At 64.3% G+C, this 17,260-nt stretch carries 17 protein-coding genes; 1 reads left to right on the top strand and 16 read right to left on the bottom strand.

What is annotated here, in order from left to right; translation table 11 throughout:
• Positions 1 to 211: 211 nt before the first annotated feature.
• On the bottom strand, positions 212 to 2,578 hold the full coding sequence (gene ppsA / locus AC6LJW_RS05080; protein WP_056570326.1) for a phosphoenolpyruvate synthase: 2,367 nt from the start codon (positions 2,576 to 2,578) through the stop codon (positions 212 to 214).
• Positions 2,579 to 2,793: 215 nt separating this feature from the next.
• Here ppsA and ppsR point away from each other — a divergent pair, with 215 nt between their 5' ends.
• Positions 2,794 to 3,621 carry a posphoenolpyruvate synthetase regulatory kinase/phosphorylase PpsR gene (gene ppsR, locus AC6LJW_RS05075; protein WP_056570325.1) on the top strand — a complete coding sequence of 276 codons (828 nt, stop codon included), beginning with the start codon at positions 2,794 to 2,796 and terminating at the stop codon, positions 3,619 to 3,621.
• Positions 3,622 to 3,666: 45 nt separating this feature from the next.
• Here the strand turns inward: ppsR and AC6LJW_RS05070 are convergent, their stop codons facing one another.
• The 15 genes from AC6LJW_RS05070 to AC6LJW_RS05000 form a co-directional block, all read right to left on the bottom strand.
• Entirely contained in the window at positions 3,667 to 4,146 is a 480-nt protein-coding gene (locus AC6LJW_RS05070) for a DUF2846 domain-containing protein (RefSeq protein WP_056570323.1), read from the bottom strand.
• 33 nt (positions 4,147 to 4,179) lie between these two features.
• Positions 4,180 to 4,653, bottom strand: coding sequence for a DUF2846 domain-containing protein (locus tag AC6LJW_RS05065; RefSeq protein ID WP_498086657.1), 474 nt, complete (start codon positions 4,651 to 4,653; stop codon positions 4,180 to 4,182).
• Complete coding sequence (locus AC6LJW_RS05060) at positions 4,650 to 4,982, bottom strand: hypothetical protein (RefSeq protein ID WP_498086656.1); 333 nt, start codon at positions 4,980 to 4,982, stop codon at positions 4,650 to 4,652. Before AC6LJW_RS05060 ends, AC6LJW_RS05065 begins: the two co-directional genes overlap by 4 nt.
• A 167-nt stretch (positions 4,983 to 5,149) precedes the next feature.
• Entirely contained in the window at positions 5,150 to 5,617 is a 468-nt protein-coding gene (locus AC6LJW_RS05055; protein WP_498086654.1) for a DUF2846 domain-containing protein, read from the bottom strand.
• Positions 5,618 to 5,749: 132 nt separating this feature from the next.
• The gene (locus AC6LJW_RS05050; protein ID WP_056570315.1) at positions 5,750 to 6,538 is read right to left on the bottom strand and encodes a TrmH family RNA methyltransferase; all 789 of its coding nucleotides are present in this window, start codon (positions 6,536 to 6,538) and stop codon (positions 5,750 to 5,752) included.
• Positions 6,535 to 7,143, bottom strand: coding sequence for a ribonuclease HII (rnhB, locus tag AC6LJW_RS05045; protein WP_498086653.1), 609 nt, complete (start codon positions 7,141 to 7,143; stop codon positions 6,535 to 6,537). Before rnhB ends, AC6LJW_RS05050 begins: the two co-directional genes overlap by 4 nt.
• Positions 7,130 to 8,326 carry a lipid-A-disaccharide synthase gene (gene lpxB / locus AC6LJW_RS05040; RefSeq protein WP_056570311.1) on the bottom strand — a complete coding sequence of 399 codons (1,197 nt, stop codon included), beginning with the start codon at positions 8,324 to 8,326 and terminating at the stop codon, positions 7,130 to 7,132. The genes rnhB and lpxB overlap by 14 nt, the downstream gene beginning before the upstream one ends.
• On the bottom strand, positions 8,323 to 9,117 hold the full coding sequence (gene lpxA / locus AC6LJW_RS05035) for an acyl-ACP--UDP-N-acetylglucosamine O-acyltransferase (RefSeq protein WP_056570309.1): 795 nt from the start codon (positions 9,115 to 9,117) through the stop codon (positions 8,323 to 8,325). Before lpxA ends, lpxB begins: the two co-directional genes overlap by 4 nt.
• Entirely contained in the window at positions 9,118 to 9,573 is a 456-nt protein-coding gene (gene fabZ / locus AC6LJW_RS05030) for a 3-hydroxyacyl-ACP dehydratase FabZ (RefSeq protein ID WP_056570307.1), read from the bottom strand.
• Between the two features lie 67 nt (positions 9,574 to 9,640).
• A complete protein-coding gene (lpxD, locus tag AC6LJW_RS05025) occupies positions 9,641 to 10,738 on the bottom strand; it encodes a UDP-3-O-(3-hydroxymyristoyl)glucosamine N-acyltransferase (RefSeq protein ID WP_498086652.1) in 1,098 nt (365 codons plus the stop codon).
• Between the two features lie 17 nt (positions 10,739 to 10,755).
• Positions 10,756 to 11,316 carry an OmpH/Skp family outer membrane protein gene (locus AC6LJW_RS05020; protein WP_056570303.1) on the bottom strand — a complete coding sequence of 187 codons (561 nt, stop codon included), beginning with the start codon at positions 11,314 to 11,316 and terminating at the stop codon, positions 10,756 to 10,758.
• A gap of 109 nt (positions 11,317 to 11,425) precedes the next feature.
• Positions 11,426 to 13,759, bottom strand: a complete 2,334-nt coding sequence (bamA, locus tag AC6LJW_RS05015) for an outer membrane protein assembly factor BamA (protein ID WP_056570302.1) — start codon at positions 13,757 to 13,759, stop codon at positions 11,426 to 11,428.
• 53 nt (positions 13,760 to 13,812) lie between these two features.
• Entirely contained in the window at positions 13,813 to 15,144 is a 1,332-nt protein-coding gene (rseP, locus tag AC6LJW_RS05010; RefSeq protein ID WP_498086651.1) for an RIP metalloprotease RseP, read from the bottom strand.
• A 42-nt stretch (positions 15,145 to 15,186) separates the two neighbouring features.
• Positions 15,187 to 16,386: a 1-deoxy-D-xylulose-5-phosphate reductoisomerase gene (locus tag AC6LJW_RS05005; RefSeq protein WP_056570298.1), complete on the bottom strand. Its 1,200-nt coding sequence runs from the start codon at positions 16,384 to 16,386 to the stop codon at positions 15,187 to 15,189.
• Positions 16,383 to 17,240 carry a phosphatidate cytidylyltransferase gene (locus tag AC6LJW_RS05000; protein ID WP_498086650.1) on the bottom strand — a complete coding sequence of 286 codons (858 nt, stop codon included), beginning with the start codon at positions 17,238 to 17,240 and terminating at the stop codon, positions 16,383 to 16,385. The genes AC6LJW_RS05005 and AC6LJW_RS05000 overlap by 4 nt, the downstream gene beginning before the upstream one ends.
• Positions 17,241 to 17,260 lie beyond the last annotated feature (20 nt).

Below are 17,260 nucleotides of genomic sequence, written 5' to 3'. Positions count from 1 at the left end.
GACGCGAATGGAATATGGGTCCATTACGTCACACGATCCTATCTATGGATATCAGAAGACTCTTACTTTGATCGGGTCATCTGAAGAAAGCATTCGTCGCCGACGCTCAACCAGCGCTTTTCCCTCAACGCGGCTGCGGCCTATTCCCACGGAGAATAAAAAAAACCCCGCGTCCCAAAAAGGACGCGGGGCTTTTACTTCAACCAGCCAATCAGTTCTTGGCCAGACGCTGCCACGTATCGACAACGGTGTCCGGGTTCAGCGACATCGACAGGATGCCTTCGTCCTTCAACCACTGCGCGAAGTCGGGATGGTCGCTGGGGCCTTGGCCGCAGATACCGACGTACTTCTTGGCGGCCAGGCAAGCCTTGATCGCACGGCGCAGCATGAACTTGACGGCCTCGTCGCGCTCGTCGAAGTCGGCGGCCAGCAGTTCCATGCCGGAATCGCGGTCCAGGCCCAGCGTGAGCTGGGTCATGTCATTCGAGCCGATCGAGAAGCCGTCGAAATACTGCAGGAACTCGTCGGCCAGGATGGCGTTGGACGGAACCTCGCACATCATGATCAGCTTCAGGCCGTTCTCGCCGCGCGCCAGGCCGTGCTTGGCGAGCAGGTTCACGACCTTTTCCGCCTGACCCACCGTGCGCACGAACGGCACCATGATCTCGACGTTGGTCAGGCCCATTTCATCGCGCACCTTCTTCAGCGCTTCGCATTCCATGCGGAAGCATTCGGCGAAGTCTTCGGCGATGTAGCGCGATGCGCCGCGGAAGCCCAGCATGGGGTTCTCTTCCTCGGGCTCGTAGCGCGAGCCGCCGACCAGCTTGCGGTATTCGTTGGACTTGAAGTCCGACATGCGCACGATGACCGGCTTCGGATAGAAGGCGGCGGCGATGGTCGCCACGCCTTCGGCCATCTTCTCGACGAAGAAGGCGCGCGGGCTGGCATGGCCACGAGCGGCCGATTCCACGGCCTTCTTCAGTTCGCCGTCCACGTTCGGGTAGTCCAGGACCGCCTTCGGGTGGATGCCGATGTTGTTGTTGATGATGAATTCCAGGCGAGCCAGGCCGACGCCGCCGTTGGGAATCTGGGCGAAGTCGAACGCCAGTTGCGGGTTGCCGACGTTCATCATGATCTTCAGATCGATGGCGGGCATGTCGCCGCGGCGCACTTCCTCGACCTCGGTCTCGATCAAGCCGTCATAGATGCGGCCTTCGTCGCCTTCGGCGCACGACACGGTCACGGCCTGGCCTTCCTTCAGGAGGTCGGTCGCGTTGCCGCAGCCCACCACCGCCGGAATGCCCAGCTCACGCGCGATGATGGCGGCGTGGCACGTACGGCCGCCGCGGTTCGTCACGATGGCCGAAGCACGCTTCATCACGGGCTCCCAGTTGGGATCCGTCATGTCGGTGACCAGGACGTCGCCCGGCTGGACCTTGTCCATGTCGGAGATGTCGCCCACCACGCGCACCGGGCCCGAACCGATCTTCTGGCCGATTGCACGGCCGGTGATCAGGACCTGGCCCGTCGCCTTCAGGCGGTAGCGCTGCTGCACGTCGTTGGCGCCCTGCTGCGACTTCACGGTTTCCGGACGCGCCTGCAGGATGTAGATCTTGCCGTCAACGCCATCACGGCCCCACTCGATGTCCATCGGACGCTGGTAGTGCTTTTCGATGATGACGGCGTAGCGGGCCAGTTCGTTGACTTCGTCGTCGGTCAGCGAGTAGCGGTTGCGCTCGGACACCGGCACGTCCACCGTGCGCACGGCACGGCCTTCGGGGCGCTCGGGATCGAACTCCATCTTGATCAGCTTGGAGCCAATGCGGCGGCCGACGATGGGATAGTGGCCCTGTTCCAGGGTGGGCTTGAAGACGTAGAACTCGTCAGGGTTGACGGCGCCCTGCACGACGGTTTCGCCCAGGCCGTACGACGACGTGATGAACACCACGTCCTGGAAGCCCGATTCGGTGTCGATGGTGAACATGACGCCGGCGCTGCCCTTGTCGGAACGCACCATGCGCTGGATGCCGGCCGACAAGGCGACGTCGGCGTGGGCGTAGCCCTTGTGCACGCGATAGGAAATGGCGCGGTCGTTGTACAGCGACGCGAACACGTGGCGGATCTTGTCCAGCACGTCGTCGATGCCCACGACGTTCAGGAAGGTTTCCTGCTGGCCGGCGAACGAGGCGTCGGGCAGGTCTTCGGCGGTGGCGGAGGAGCGCACGGCAAACGAGCCCTTGCCGTCAGCGTCGAGCTTGGCAAAGGCTTCGCGGATCTGCGCTTCGAACTCAGGCGAGAACGGCGCGTCGACGATCCATTGGCGAATCTGCGCGCCGGCGGTGGCCAGCTCGCGCACGTCTTCGGGGTTCAGCGTGGTCAGCCGTTCAGCGATCCGCTTGTCCAGGCCAGAGGCCTTCAGGAAATCGCGGAAGGCGTCAGCGGTCGTGGCAAAGCCGCCCGGCACGCGGACGCCCGCGCCAGACAGCTGGCTGATCATTTCGCCAAGAGATGCGTTCTTGCCTCCTACCGAGTCCACATCCGTCATGCGGAGCTGCTCGAACAAAACAACATACGACATTGAAGTCACCTTTTACAATGGAATGAAAGCGAGTTTGGTCAATGGCTGAATCGTGCTGTTTTTGCCGCCGGAAAAACCGCGTTTTCCGGGCTTTGCAGACACGTTTTCAGACGCTGACCAAACTGGCCTTGGACCGCCCTTGGGGTGACTTATAGGGGCCTGATTGTACTCGGTGGAGTACGTCCGGCCATCTGCCTGGTTGGAATTTTTTACACATGACATCTACCCCTATCGTACGCACGGTTTACATCGTTTCCGACAGTACCGGCATCACCGCGGAGACGTTCAGCCAGTCTGTGCTTTCGCAGTTTGAGGAGGTCAATTTCAAGCCCATCCGCCTGCCCTTCGTGGACACACTCGAAAAGGCTGCGGAGGTCGCCATGCGGATTGACCGGAGCGCCCAGGACGCGGGCGTTCCACCCATTGTGTTCAGCACGTTGGTCAACCCGGAAATCCTGTCTCGTGTTCGACAGGCGAACGGAATTTTCCTGGATCTGTTCGGCACGTTTGTCAGCCACATCGAACAGGCGCTGGGGTTGAAGTCCAGCCATTCCATTGGCCGCTCGCACATGCAGGCCAACTCCGAAAAATATCGGAACCGGATCGACGCCATCAACTTCAGCCTGGCGCATGACGACGGCCAGTTCGTGAACCAGCTGGATCAGGCCGACGTGATCCTCGTCGGGGTCTCGCGCTGCGGCAAGACGCCCACCAGCCTGTACCTGGCCATGCAGTACGCCATCAAAGCCGCCAACTTCCCGCTGACGCCGGACGATTTCGAACGCGGCACCCTGCCCTCCACCATCGCGCCGCACCGCGCCAAGCTGTTCGGCCTGTCGATCCAGCCGGAACGTCTGGCCGAGGTGCGCAACGAGCGCCGCCCCAACAGCCGCTACGCGCAACTGGAGCAATGCCGCTACGAAGTGGCAGAGGCCGAACGCATGATGCGCCGCGAGGGCATTTCGTGGCTGTCCAGCACGACCAAGTCGATCGAAGAGATCGCGACCACCGTGCTGCAGGAAGTCGGGCTGGATCGCGGATAAAAAAAGGGCGCGCCAAGGCGCGCCCTGCTTGCCGCAGCGAAAAAATCAGGGACGCAGCTTCACGCGTTCGCGCGATCCCGCGCCCCAATATTTCAGCGGCGACATTTCTTGCTGAGCCACCGCTTCGGACGCTTCCAGGCGCATGTCCTGCCGGCCCACACTGGCGCTGTTTCCGGTGGCGCCTTCGATGCTCAGGCGCACGTAGCGCGTCTGTCCCGGAGCCAAATCGAACGTCAGGGACTCGCCATCGCGCAGCGTATCGATCTCATACTTGCCTGCGGGGCGGTTCACGTAGAAGAAACTGCCGGGCTTGGACCGGCCGACCTTCACGCCATTGACGCGCAGATACGGCTGATTCGACACCACGCCAATCGGCGCCGGCGGCTGATAAAAATAGATGCGGCCCGTGTCCGGGACCATGATCGGGATGGTGCCCGCCACGTCCTTGTAGCGGGGACCGCCGCAACCGGCCAACAGGGCGGCGCCCAGCGCGGCGGCGGCGATCATCTTGATGCTGCGGGTCATAGAAGCTCTCTGTTGTTTCTTTGCTGTTCGGACCTAGCGCAAGCCAGGAATCTGCTCGGACGAAGCCGCGCCCCAATAGCGCATCTTCAGGAGCTCGGTCTCGGCGACTTCCGGGGGATCCACCAGTTCCATGGACAGCTTGCCCACCGCGCCAGTGCTGCCCAGCGACTCGGCCGTGATGCGCACGTAGCGGGTCTGGCCGGGATCGAGCTTGAAGCTGACCCCATCGCCCGTCCAGTACAGGTTGGTCACGACGTAATTGCCCGCCGGACGGTCCACGAAGAAGAAGCTGCCCGGCTTGTTGCGGCCGACGACGTCCCGGTTCACGCGCAGCTTCTGCTGCGCCGATGCCACCGGCGAGGTCTGGGGTTGATAGAAGTAAATGCGCCCGTTGCCTTGCGCGACGGGCGGCATGCGTCCCTGCAAGGATTGGTACTGAGCGCCGGCACAGCCGGCCAGCGCAACCACCGTCGCGGCCGTCGCCGCCAGTTTCAGCCAGATCTTCATTGACGCATTTCCACGGGCAAGGTGACGGGACGGTTGAGCGGCATATAAGCCGTTTCGCCAGGCAAGTAGAAGCCGACAAGCTTTCCGGAAGACGCCACGAGGTAGGCCTCGCCCTGGCGCCGGGTCTGGATCGTGAACAGCCCGCCGAGTGAACGGTAGACATCGCCTTGCACCAAGGCGCCTACGCGTTGCCATTGCGATGCCGCAGGCAGGCTGACGACGCTGTCATTCGGCAGTTGGGCACTGACCATGCGTGACAACTGGATCACGCTGGCCGGCTCCGAAGCCGCCACGGGAACAAGGCTGACCTTTTGCGTGGAAACGGACATGCAGGCGCTCAAAGACAGCATCCCCGCAACGGCCAACGCTGCAATCTTGCCAACGCGGGCCAGGCCCGCGACTTTCGGAACTACCGACGAGACCATGGTTACCCCGGCTACGAACGAAGTGCGTAAGTATAGGGGTGCGTCAGAAATCTACAAAACGTGTCATCTGATCAATACCGCAGCGGCTCGCGATCGCGGCGGCTGGCGCCCCAATACCGCAGTTCGGACCAGGCCTGTTGCGCCGTCTCGGCAAAGGGTTCCAGGCGCAGAACCTGCTTCCCGCCGTCGATGTCGACCCTCACGTACTGGGTCTGTCCCGCCGCAAGCGGCACCACCAGCGGGTCTTTGCGTTCCTTGCGGTCGGTCGCCGTGATCACGTCGAGCGTGCCGGCTTGGCGATCCACAAAAAAGAAGTGGCCCGCCTTGGATTTTCCGACGCGGACGTTGTCCACCAGGATCGCCGGATGCCCGACCTTGCCACCATTGGCCGTTTTGGGCTGGTAGAAATAGATCCGTCCTTCGCCCGGTTCCAGCGCGGAGATCTTTGCGGACACGTCGGCGTAGCGCGGTCCGGCGCAGCCCGCCAGCAAAGTTGCAGCGCCGAGCGCTGCCAAGCTGAGTTTGATCCAGTTCTTCACGTATCCCCTCCCCGGGTTTCAGATAGGCGGGCAGCGTCCATCCTCGGCGCGGCCCCGTGTTGCACGAGCGCGGCAGTATAAGAGGATGGATCACCCTTCAATCGGCGGAAAAGCGGGGGGTCCTGCGGGGAATCAGGCGGGGTGGCGCACACTTGCCTGCCGGCGCTGCTCGAAGAGGCAGATCGCGGCGGCGGCCCCGACATTCAGCGACTCCACGGCCTTGGCGTCGTGCGGTATCCGCACCTTCAGGCTGGCAGCCGCCAACAGCGCGGGCGCCACGCCCTGGCCTTCGTGGCCGAAAACCCATGCGCATTGTTCAGGCAACCGGTCCGAGAACAGGTCGCGCGAACCGTCCAGGGCGGTCGCCACCAGCGGCACGCGCAAACGGGGCAGCAAGGCCTCGAGATCGGCGTGTTCGTGGATGTCCAGGGCAAAATGCGCGCCCTGTCCGCTGCGCAGCACCTTGGGAGACCAGGCCGCCGCCGTCCCCGTGGCCAGGAACACGCGCTTGATGCCCGCCGCGGCGCACGTGCGCAACAGCGTACCCACGTTGCCGGGATCCTGGATGCGGTCAAACAGGACACAGGTGTCATCCACCTGCTCAGGCAGTGCCGGAACGGGCGGCGTGACCAGGAAGGCGACGCCCTGCCCGCTTTCCACTGCGGCTACCGCGTGCATGAGCCGCGCATCCAATGCGAGGCTGACATCGTCGGGGACGGCTGCGGCAAGCGCTGCGATGTCAGGCTGAGACAGCCGCTCCACGTCGAAGATCGCCCGATCGGGCGCGCCGAAGTGCTGTAACCAGGCCTGGCATAGGTGCACGCCGTCAAGCAGCACCGGCGCGCCGCGCTTGCCGGCCGTGCCGGCCAGCTTGACCAGCGCCTTGACCGCCGGGTTGTCCCGGGAACTGATGTGCTTCATGAAACCAGGCCGAAGGCCTTGATGGGCGCGAAGCTGCGGCGGTGTTCGGCGCACGGGCCGTGCTCGCGCAGCCGTTGCAGATGCAGCGCCGTGCCGTAGCCCTTGTGCTGATCGAACGCGTACTGCGGATACAGCGTATGCAGGCGCAGCAGATCCGCATCGCGGGCGGTCTTGGCAAGAATGGAGGCGGCAGAGATCGCGGGGACGAGCGCGTCACCCTTGATGACGGTCTGCACGGTGCAGCGCAGCTTGGGCGCCTGATTGCCGTCCACCAGGGCCACTTGCGGCGCGGTGGCCAGGCCCTGCACCGCGCGCTGCATGGCCAGCATGGTGGCGCGCAGGATGTTCAGGCTGTCGATTTCCGCGACCGTGGCGCTGGCGATGCACCAGGCAAGCGCCTGCTCCTTGATCTGCAGCGCCAGTTCCTCGCGGCGGACCGCGGTCAGGACCTTGGAATCGGCCAAGCCGTCGATGAAGCGCGCCGGATCCAGGATGACGGCGGCGGCGTAGACCTCGCCTGCCAGCGGGCCGCGGCCGGCCTCGTCAACGCCCGCCGTCAGCAACGCGGGCTGTTCGGGCGCCACGAAAAGCTCAGGCTGCTCCATCGGCCACCTCCAGGATCGCCTGCGCGGCCAGCGCCGGCGTATCGCGCAACAGGTCTTGGTGCATGGCGGTGAATCGGGCCTCCACGCGAGCGATCAGCGCGTCGTCGGTCAACGCCTGCCAGGTCGCTTCGGCCAGTTTATCGGGCGTCGCGTCGTCCTGCAAAAGCTCGGGAACCACGAAATCGCGCAGCAGCACGTTGGGCAGGCCCACCCACGGCAGATACGGGCGCTGCTGGCCGGACTTCCAGGACATGATGCGCCGCATCCACGGCGACAACACGTACGAAATGACCATGGGCCGCTTGAACAGCGCCGTCTCGAGCGTGGCGGTGCCGCTGGCAACCAGGACCGCCGTGGCGGCTTCCATGACGGACCAGGCCACGGGCGCCTTGCGGTCGCCGCCCTCGCCGTGCAGGTCGTTCGCGGTGACGCAGCGCAACCCGGGCACCGGGTGCTGCGCCAGAATTTCCAGGAACTCCGCACGCCGCTGGTCGTTGACCATGGGCACGATGCACTGCAGGGCCGGATCCTTCTTCAGCAATTGCTGCGCCGCCTGCAGGAAGCGCGGCGCCAGCAGGCGGATCTCGGACGAACGGCTGCCGGGCAGGATCGCCAGCACGCGGGCGTTCTGGTCGATGCCCAGGCGCTCGCGGGCAGCCGCGCGGTCCGGCTGCATGGGCACAGCGCCAGCCAGCGGATGGCCCACGTACGTGACCGGAATGCCTTCCTTGCGGTAGATCTCTTCCTCGAACGGAAACAGCACCAGCATGTGCGATACCGATTCGCGGATCTTGTGAATGCGTTCGTAGCGCCACGCCCAGATAGAGGGGCCGACGAAGTGCACCGTCGGCGTACCCGCCTGCCGCAACTGGTGCTCCAGCCGCAGGTTGAAGTCGGGCGCGTCGATGCCGACGAATACCGAGGGGGGCTCGGCCAGCCAGCGGCGCTTGACGTCGCGGTACGTGGCCAGCAGGCTGGGCAGGCGCTTGAGCGCATCCACGTAGCCGAAGACGGTCAGCGCGTGCATCGGGTGCCAGGCCTCAAAGTCGCGGGCCTGCATCTGCGGCCCGCCAATGCCCTGGCAAAGCACGCCGTTGTCGCGCGCTTGCAGACCGGCAATGATGCGACCGGCCAGCAAGTCGCCCGAAGGCTCGCCGGCCACCATGCCGATCCGAGTACTCATGGGCGGATGATGCCGCGGGAGGCGACGTCCAGGAAATCCAGCAGCATCTGCAGGTGTTCCGCGGCTTCCGGGGTGGCCTGCTGGCGCTCGCGCAATTCGGCACGCGCCGCATCCAGGGACAAGCCACGGCGGTAAATGATCTTGTAGGCTTCGCGCAGGGCCGAAATGGAAGCTGCGGAAAAGCCGCGGCGCTTCAGGCCCTCGACGTTGACGCCCACCGGGCGGCACGGATTGCCGGCGGCCAGCACGAACGGCGGGGTGTCCTGCATGAGGGAGCTGTTGCCGCCCGTCATGGTGTGCGCGCCCACGCGCGAGAACTGGTGCACGCCGGTCAGGCCGCCGATGATCGCCCAGTCGCCCACGTGGACGTGGCCGCCAAGCTGCACCGAATTGGCCAGGATCGTGTGGCTGCCGATGTGGCAGTCATGGGCCACGTGAACGTAGGCCATGATCCAGTTGTCGTCCCCCAGCGTCGTTTCGCCGCCATCCTGCGTCGTGCCGGTGTTCAGCGTGACGAATTCGCGGACCGTGTTGCGGTCGCCGATGGTCAGGCGGGTGGGCTCACCCGCGTACTTCTTGTCCTGCGGCATCCCGCCAATGGAGCAATAGCGGTAGAAACGGTTGTCGCGACCGATCGTGGTCACACCGTCGACCATGCAGTACGGGCCGATCTCGGTCCCCGCACCGACGGTCACATCGGGCCCCACCACTGCGAACGGGCCGATGACCGCGGTCGGGTCGATTTTTGCCGCCGGATCGACAACAGCGGTGGGATGGATGTTTCCTGCCATTTACTCTTCCAGGCTGCGAATCGCGCACATCAGCTTGGCCGACGCCACTTCCTGGCCATCGACCGTCGCGCGAGCTTGATACTTACAGATGCTGCGGCTCAGGCGTTCAGCTTCGACCTCGATGCGCAGTTGGTCACCCGGGACGACGGGGCGGCGGAAGCGCGCGCCGTCGATACCGACCAGATAATAGGCGGTCTTGGCGCCGTCGCACTTGAGGCCACCGTTCTCGTCCGTGAAGGAGAACAGCGCCGAGGCCTGGGCCATGGCTTCAACGATGAGCACGCCCGGCATCACCGGATGGTGAGGAAAGTGACCGTTGAAAAACGGCTCGTTGATCGAGACGTTCTTGATGGCGACGATGGACTTGCCAGGCACCATTTCCACAACACGGTCAATCAGCAGCATCGGGTAGCGATGCGGCAGCCTCTCCATGATCCCCTTGATGTCGAGTTCCATTTTTCTCTGCGTTCCTGCGAAATTAAATAAGGTGGCGGCGCGCGCGCGCCAGGGCGGCGAACGCGCCCTAGTCCTTTTCCAGCGTGCGCAAGCGGCGGCGCAATTGCGCCAACTGTTGTATCACGGCGGCGTTGCGCTGCCATTCGCCATGTTCCGCGTACGGGAAGACCCCGGTGTAGCGGCCAGGCTTGGAAATATTGGACGTCACTGCCGTGCCGCCCGAGATGTGCACGTCATCGCCCAGCACCAGGTGGCCCGAAAGCATTGCGGCGCCGCCAATGGTGCAGCGTTCGCCGATGGTGGTGGACCCCGCCACGCCGACGCATGCCGCCATCGCGGTGTGCGCGCCGATGCGGCAGTTGTGGCCAACCATGATCTGGTTGTCGAGCTTCACGCCGTCCGCCAGGACGGTGTCTTCGAGTGCGCCCCGGTCGACGGTCGTGTTGGCGCCGATTTCGACGTCGTCGCCAAGGGACACGCCGCCAAACTGCGGAATCTTGCCCCAGGCGCCCTTGCCCAGCGAAGGATCCGGCGCGAAGCCGAAGCCGTCGGCGCCGAGCACCGATCCGCTATGCAGGATGACCCGGGCGCCGATCTTGACGCCTTCGTACAGCGTGACGTTTGCATGCAGACGCCCGTCCGGCCCGATGGTCGATCCGGCGCCGATGACGCAGCCGGGACCCAGCACCGTGCCGCGCCCGATCCGCGCGCCGGATTCGACGACGCAATTGGGGCCGATGCGCACGCCCTCTTCGATGATGGCGTCGGGCGCGATCACGGCGGAGGGATGGGTTTCAGCGGGCAAGGCGGGTCTGCGGGCAGTGTCGAACCACTGCGCGACGCGCGCGAAAAGCAGGTAGGGATGCTTGCAGACGACCAATGCGAACCGCGGCCGGTCGCTACCCTGGGCTTCAAGGGCTTCGGCGACGTCGGGAGAGACGATGACCGCCCCTGCTCCGGTTGCGCCAAGCTGGCTTTGATAGCGGGGATTGGACAGGAAAGAGATTTCCTGAGGACCGGCCGAAGACAAGGTCCCGATGCCGCAGACCCGCATGGGGTCTGCGCCGGGAACCGCACTGATACGCCAGTCGATACCCTGGGTATTGGCGGCGCTCAACATTGCTTCGAGTGTCGGCGCGCGGGCAAGATCCAGTAAAACCGGCATGACTAGACGGGTATCGCTTACTTGCCCAGGCTCTGAATCACCTTGTCGGTGATGTCGATGCGGGGGTTGACCGTCACTGCGTCCTGGATGATCAGGTCGTAGTTTTCTTGTTCAGCGATGCGCTTGATGGCGTCATTGGCCTTGGACACGATGCCCGAGAATTCTTCGTTGCGGCGACGATTGAAGTCTTCCTGGAATTCGCGGCGCTTGCGCTGCAGGTCGGTGTCCAGGTTGGCCAGATCGCGCTGGCGCTTGACGCGGTCGGATTCGGACAGGACGGGTGCGTCCTTGTCGAACTTCTCGGCTTGCGAGCGCAGGCTGTTGTTCAGGCGTTGAAGTTCGTCGTCGCGCTTCTTGAATTCGGCTTCGATTTTGCTTTGCGCAGTCTTGGCCGGACCCGATTCGCGCAGGATGCGTTCGGTATTGACGAAACCGATCTTGGTGCCTTGAGCTTGCGCGGGAATCGCGGCAGCCGAACCGAGAATGAGCGCACCCACCAGGGCAATGGAGCCGCCCAGCTTGCCACGGCGCTTCGCGCCCAGCGTCTTCGATGATTTAAGTGCGAAATCAGACATCATGAAAATCTCACCTTCCAGTAAGGCAAAGCCAAAGTGTGTATTGTGCCACTAAACAGCAAGGACGCTGGGCCGGTCGGCCCTGCCCTTGTTTTCAAGAGTAACGCCTTGCTTAGAATCCGGTCCCGATCTGGAACTGGAAGCTTTGCTTGTCGTCGCCCGGCTTGGAATTGAGCGGCCGCGCATAAGACAACTGCAGCGGGCCCATCGGCGACTGCCACGACAGGCCCACGCCCGCCGAGAAACGCCAGCCGCACGGATCCTCGATCTCGGTGTTGTCGCGGCCGCGGGTGCAGCTCAGGCCGCTGCCGGCCGACACCTGACCCGCGTCGCTGAAGATGAACCAGCGCAGCGTGCGGTCCTTCGAGGCGCCCGGGAACGGCAGGTAGAGCTGGGCGTTGGCCACGATGCGGCGCGTGCCGCCCAGGTAGTCGCCCGTCTTGACGTCGCGCGGACCCAGCGACGAGCCCTCGTAACCGCGGACGGTGCCAATACCGCCAGCATAGACGTTCTTGATGACCGGGTAATCCTTGTTGCCGTAGCTCTGGCCCCAATCGACCATGCCATTGAGCGCCAGCGTGTACGAGCCGCCCAGCGGCACGTAATACTGCTGTTGCGCCGTCAGCATCGTGTATTGCAGGTCGATGGTCGACAAGTCGGCCTTCAGGCGCGTGTACGAACCCTTGGTCGGCGCCAGAGCGCTGTCACGCGTGTCCTTGGACCAGCCAGCGCTCAGAATCACCGAATTGGTCGCATCGCCGTATTGGTCGACGAAACTTTCGTAAGCCGCCGGCGAGTTGTTGTACAGGTCGATCTGGTTGCGTTCGAAGTTGCCGCCCAGGAAGATGCGGTCGTACTCCGAGATCGGGATACCGAAGTTCATGCCCAGGCCCAAGGCCTTGACGCGGTAATCACCGTCGTTGTTGTTCCAGGGCTCGGTCACGCGGTAGTACGCGGACGTGGTGCGGCTGATGCCGTCCTTGGTCCAGTACGGGTCGGTGTGCGACAGCACCACGGCGCGGTTCGTCTTGCTGGTGTTCAGTTGCAGCGTCAGGTTGGTGCCGCTGCCGAAGACGTTGTCTTCGCTGATGCCGGCCGACAGAATGGCCTTTTCCGACGAGCCGTAGCCCACGCCCAGGTTGATCATGCCGGTGGGCTTTTCCTTCACGTCGACGTTGACGTCGACCTGGTCGGGAGAGCCCGGGACCGGATCGGTCTTGACGTTGACATCGCTGAAGTAGCCCAGGCGATCGACGCGGTCGCGCGAGGTCTTGATGTCGCCGGCGTCGTACCAGGCGGCTTCCTGCTGGCGCATTTCGCGGCGCACGACTTCGTCGCGGGTACGCGTGTTGCCGCCGATCTGGATGCGGCGTACATACACGCGGCGGCTCGGATCGACGTAGAACGTCAGGTCGGCTTCGTGCTTGGCACGGTCGAGCTGCGGGTTCGGGTTGACGTTGGCAAATGCGTAGCCCAATTCACCCAGGTAGTCGGTGATCGCCTTGGCGGAATCGTTGGTCTTGGCGGCCGAGAACGTCTCGCCAGCCTTGATCTGCACCAGATCGTTGATTTCCTTGTCCAGGCCCAGCAGGTTGCCGGCCAGCTTCACGCTGCGCACCTTGTAGGGCTCGCCCTCGTGAACGGTGATCGTGATGCGGATGTCCTGGCGGTCCGGCGAAATGGTGACTTGCGGCGGTTCGACCGAGAACTCCAGGTAACCCTGGTCCAGGTAGAACGAACGCAGGCGTTCGAGGTCGCCTTCGAGCTTTTCGCGCGAGTACTTGTCGGTATCCGTGTACCAGGTCAGCCAGCCCGGGGTGGTGAGCTTGAATTCGTCCAGCAGGTCGCTTTCGGAAAAGGCCTTGTTGCCGACAAAACGGATTTCCTGGATGCGGGCGACCGAACCTTCAAACACGTCGAAGCTGACGCCAACGCGGTTGCGCGGCAGCGGCGTGACGGTGGAGGTGACTTCGACGCCGTACTTGCCCTTGGACAAATACTGCTGCTTCAGTTCGTATTCGGCGCGCTCGAGCATGGAGCGGTCGAAAATGCGGCCTTCCGCAAAACCGACCTGGCCCAGCGAGGTGGTGATTGCCTTGGAATCGAACTCGCGCATGCCGTTGAAATTGACGGAGGCGATGGTCGGGCGTTCCTGGACGACCACGACGACGACATTATTGTCCGTCTGGATCTGAACGTCGGTGAAAAAGCCCGTGCCATACAAACGGCGAATGGCTTCCGTGGCTTCTTCTTCGGTGAATTTCTCGCCGACCTTGACGGGAAGATAACCAAAGACGGTGCCGGCGTCGGTTCGTTGAATACCCTCTACGCGGATATCCCGCACGACAAAGGGTTCGAAGGCGTGGGCCAAGGCCGGCAACATCAACGCGGCAACGAGACCCGGCAGTAGACCCTTTTTGTGTTGAAACATCCGGCGAAAAGACATCCTTGAGTATCCTCGGTCGTGCAAATGGCGGGGGATTTTATGCTAAATCGCGTTCAAGTGAACAAACGCGTGAAATCGTTGAACAGCGCAAGCCCCATAAGGCTTGCCAATATACCTATGCCGGCGCGTTGTCCGATGTCGATCCATTTCGCAGGCGGGGGGCTACCCCGCACAATTTCGACGAGATAGTACAGCAGATGGCCACCATCCAGCATAGGAATGGGAAGCAAATTTAAAACGCCCAGGCTGATACTGATCAATGCGATATAGGCGATATACGCAACAATGCCGATCCGGGCGGTCTGGCCGGCGTAGTCGGCGATGGTGACCGGACCGCTGACATTGCGCCACGACACGTCGCCCGTCACCATGCGGCCCATCATGCGCAGCGAGAACCAAGCGGTGTCCCAGGTGCGGACCGCGCCGCGCCACAGGCTGTCAAAGACGCCATAGCGCACCGTCACCATGGGCACGTTGCCGCCCAACTGCACGCCAACGCGGCCGATCTCCTGGCCATTGACGACTTCGGGACGCGGCGTGACGTTCAGGGTGACGTTGGCGCCGTCGCGTACGACGGTCAGGGCAAGCGGCTTGCCGGCGCTTTCCTGGATCTGCTTGACGAGGGCGCCTGTATCGGGCGCCGGTTGGCCATTCACGGCCACGACCAGATCGCCGGCGCGCAGGCCAGCGGCCTGCCCTTCGCCGCCATCGATCACGGCGCGCACTGCCGGCTTGGGTTGGGCCAGACGCACACCCGCGGCGGCGAGCGGATCGCCGTCGGCCGGGTCCATCGTGTTGGGGGGAAGGTCGAGTTCGCGCCGCTGGACTGCGCCGGATGGGGTGCTGACCTCGATGCTGGCGCGGCCGCCGGTGGACATGACGTCCATCAGGCGCCAGCGGGCGTCGGACCAGGAAGCGACTTCCGCGCCGTCGATGGCCAGGATGCGATCACCGGCCAGCAGGCCGGCGCGGGCGGCGGGGGTCTCGGCCGCGGGCGGCGCGATAATGGCGACGGGTTCCTCGGTGCCGGCCATGTTCAGGCTCGCATACAGGAACACCGCGAGAATCAGGTTGAAGATGGGACCCGCCGCCACGATGGCGATGCGCTGGCCCACCGGCTTGGTATTGAACGCGGAAGCCGCAACCGCGGGCGAGGCACCGGGCGGCGCATCGTCCAGCATCTTGACGTAACCGCCAAGCGGCAGCGCGGAAACGGCCCATTCGGTGCCGTGCCGGTCGGTGCGGCGCAGGATGACCTTGCCAAAGCCCACCGAGAAACGCAAGACCTTCACGCCGCAGAGGCGGGCGACCCAATAGTGCCCGAGCTCATGGAAAATGATCAGTGAGCCAAGCGCTACGGCAAAGGCCAGCAGGGTGAAAAGCATGGGGTCGGAATCTAGGAAATCAGAGGCAGGCGCGGCCCGCTATCAGGCCAGTCCGAGGTTGCCCGCAAATGCGCGCGCCTCGGCGTCAAGCGAAAGTACGTCGTCAAGACTGCTGAGGGTAACAGATGGCTGCCGTGCTTGCCACTCGAGCGCGGCCTCGATGACTCGCGGGATCCAGGTGTAGGCCAGCCGGCCGTCCAGAAAGCCCTCGACCGCGACCTCGTTGGCGGCATTGAGCGCCACGCACGCGCCCTGCCCCGCCCGCATCGCGGTGAAGGAATGGGCCAGACACGGAAACCGGGTCAGATCCGGTTTTTCGAAGTCGAGACGGCCATGCCGGGTCAGGTCCAGCGGCCCGACGCCACTTTCGATGCGGTCAGGAAAGCCGAGGCCGTAAGCAATGGGCGTGCGCATGTCGGGCTGGCCCAACTGCGCAAGGACGGAGCCGTCGTCGTATTCGACCATCGAATGCACGACGCTCTGCGGGTGCACCACCACGTCGATCCGATCGGCGGGCATTGCGAACAGCCAGTGGGCTTCGATGACTTCCAGGCCCTTGTTCAGCATGGTGGCCGAATCGACGGAGATCTTGCGGCCCATGCTCCAGTTGGGATGGGCGCAGGCTTGCTCGGGGGTGACGTCGTGCAGGTCTTCGAGGTCGCGCCCGCGGAACGGGCCGCCCGACGCGGTCAGCAGCAGGCGCCGCACACCCTTCGCGGGAAGATGGGGCGCGTCGGCGCGGCCCTGATGCGGCAGACACTGAAATATGGCGTTGTGTTCGCTGTCGATGGGCAGAAGTTCGGCGCCGTTGTCGCGAATTGCCTGCATGAACAGGGTGCCGGCGGCGACCAGCGCCTCTTTGTTGGCCAGCAGCACACGCTTGCCGGCGCGCGCGGCGGCCAGTGCCGAAGGCAGGCCCGCCGCCCCGACGATGGCGGCCATCACGGCGTCGCACTGGGGATCCGCGGCGGTGTCGGCCAGCGCCTGTGCGCCGACGCGGATCTCGGGCATTGGCTGGCCACTTGGCCACGCATCGATGAATTTTTGACGGGCGGCGGTGTCGGGCACCACCACGACCGCGGCACGGCTGGCCAGCGCCTGCTCGGCCAACCGTTGCATCCGGCTATGCGCCGACAGTGCGTAAACCGCCATCCGCTCCGGGTGGCGAGCAATTACGTCCAGCGTGCTTTCACCGATCGAACCAGTCGACCCCAGCACGACGACACGTTGAAAAGCCGTCAAAACAAGACTCCAGACAAAAGTAGCGCGAACGGCGCGACGGGCAGGATCGCATCGATGCGGTCATAGACGCCGCCGTGACCAGGCAGGAGCGTGCTGGAATCCTTGCGGCCCGCGCGGCGCTTGAGCAGCGACTCGAACAGGTCTCCCACAATGGACAGCACGCCCAGCACCGCGGCGATCGGCAAGGCCAGCCCGAACGTCCAGCGTTCGACGAGCGCATGGCCGAAAGTGCCGTCCCACAGGCTGGACAGCCCGATCCACACCACCGCGCCGAGGACGCCGGCAACGGCGCCTTCAATAGTCTTGCCCGGGCTGACTCGCGGAGCCAGTTTACGCTTGCCGAATGCCCGGCCGGCAAAATATGCCGCAATATCGGCCACCCAGACGAGGGCCAGCAGGGACACGACGAACACCGCGCCGCGCGCCACGTACATTTGCGCCAGGACCGCCCAGGCGGCAAACGCCGCTGGCACGGAGAAGACCGACCAGGCCAGGCTGGCCGGCGGCGCATCGGAACGCCCGCGCACCACGGCGGCCACGCCGCCGAACAGCCAGACGGCCGAGACGGCAGGAACCAGATAGCGCAGCACCCAGCCCGGATCGCCGGCGCCGCTGCGGTCGCCCGCCAACCAGGCGGACGTCAGCACAAGCATGCCGGCAAACAGCAGCACGGCAACGCCGATGGAGATGACGGGGGTCGGTGGTTGGGGCAGCGTCAGGCGCAGCCACTCCCAGTTGGCGCAAGCGGCCGCAAGGGCCAGCAACGCGACGAACCACCACGGATTGGCGCTCGCCATGGCGGCGGCCAGAATGGCCAACAAAACAACGGCGGTAACGATACGCTGGCCCAGCATGTGACGGTCTCCTCTTGTGC

The organism is Achromobacter sp. 1012554356 (assembly GCF_059760815.1).
This window is presented reverse-complemented; position numbering and strand designations above follow the sequence as displayed.

Excerpts from the sequence above, each read along its gene's own strand:
- AC6LJW_RS05060 (WP_498086656.1), bottom strand. The coding sequence starts at position 4,982 with ATGTCCGTTTCCACGCAAAAGGTCAGCCTTGTTCCCGTGGCGGCTTCG.
- lpxB (WP_056570311.1), bottom strand. The coding sequence starts at position 8,326 with ATGAGTACTCGGATCGGCATGGTGGCCGGCGAGCCTTCGGGCGACTTG.
- ppsR (WP_056570325.1), top strand. The coding sequence starts at position 2,794 with ATGACATCTACCCCTATCGTACGCACGGTTTACATCGTTTCCGACAGT.
- lpxA (WP_056570309.1), bottom strand. The coding sequence starts at position 9,117 with ATGGCAGGAAACATCCATCCCACCGCTGTTGTCGATCCGGCGGCAAAA.
- AC6LJW_RS05065 (WP_498086657.1), bottom strand. The coding sequence starts at position 4,653 with ATGAAGATCTGGCTGAAACTGGCGGCGACGGCCGCGACGGTGGTTGCG.
- rnhB (WP_498086653.1), bottom strand. The coding sequence starts at position 7,143 with ATGGAGCAGCCTGAGCTTTTCGTGGCGCCCGAACAGCCCGCGTTGCTG.
- lpxD (WP_498086652.1), bottom strand. The coding sequence starts at position 10,738 with ATGCCGGTTTTACTGGATCTTGCCCGCGCGCCGACACTCGAAGCAATG.
- AC6LJW_RS05050 (WP_056570315.1), bottom strand. The coding sequence starts at position 6,538 with ATGAAGCACATCAGTTCCCGGGACAACCCGGCGGTCAAGGCGCTGGTC.
- rseP (WP_498086651.1), bottom strand. The coding sequence starts at position 15,144 with ATGCTTTTCACCCTGCTGGCCTTTGCCGTAGCGCTTGGCTCACTGATC.
- AC6LJW_RS05020 (WP_056570303.1), bottom strand. The coding sequence starts at position 11,316 with ATGATGTCTGATTTCGCACTTAAATCATCGAAGACGCTGGGCGCGAAG.
- ppsA (WP_056570326.1), bottom strand. The coding sequence starts at position 2,578 with ATGTCGTATGTTGTTTTGTTCGAGCAGCTCCGCATGACGGATGTGGAC.
- AC6LJW_RS05070 (WP_056570323.1), bottom strand. The coding sequence starts at position 4,146 with ATGACCCGCAGCATCAAGATGATCGCCGCCGCCGCGCTGGGCGCCGCC.
- fabZ (WP_056570307.1), bottom strand. The coding sequence starts at position 9,573 with ATGGAACTCGACATCAAGGGGATCATGGAGAGGCTGCCGCATCGCTAC.
- bamA (WP_056570302.1), bottom strand. The coding sequence starts at position 13,759 with ATGTCTTTTCGCCGGATGTTTCAACACAAAAAGGGTCTACTGCCGGGT.
- AC6LJW_RS05000 (WP_498086650.1), bottom strand. The coding sequence starts at position 17,240 with ATGCTGGGCCAGCGTATCGTTACCGCCGTTGTTTTGTTGGCCATTCTG.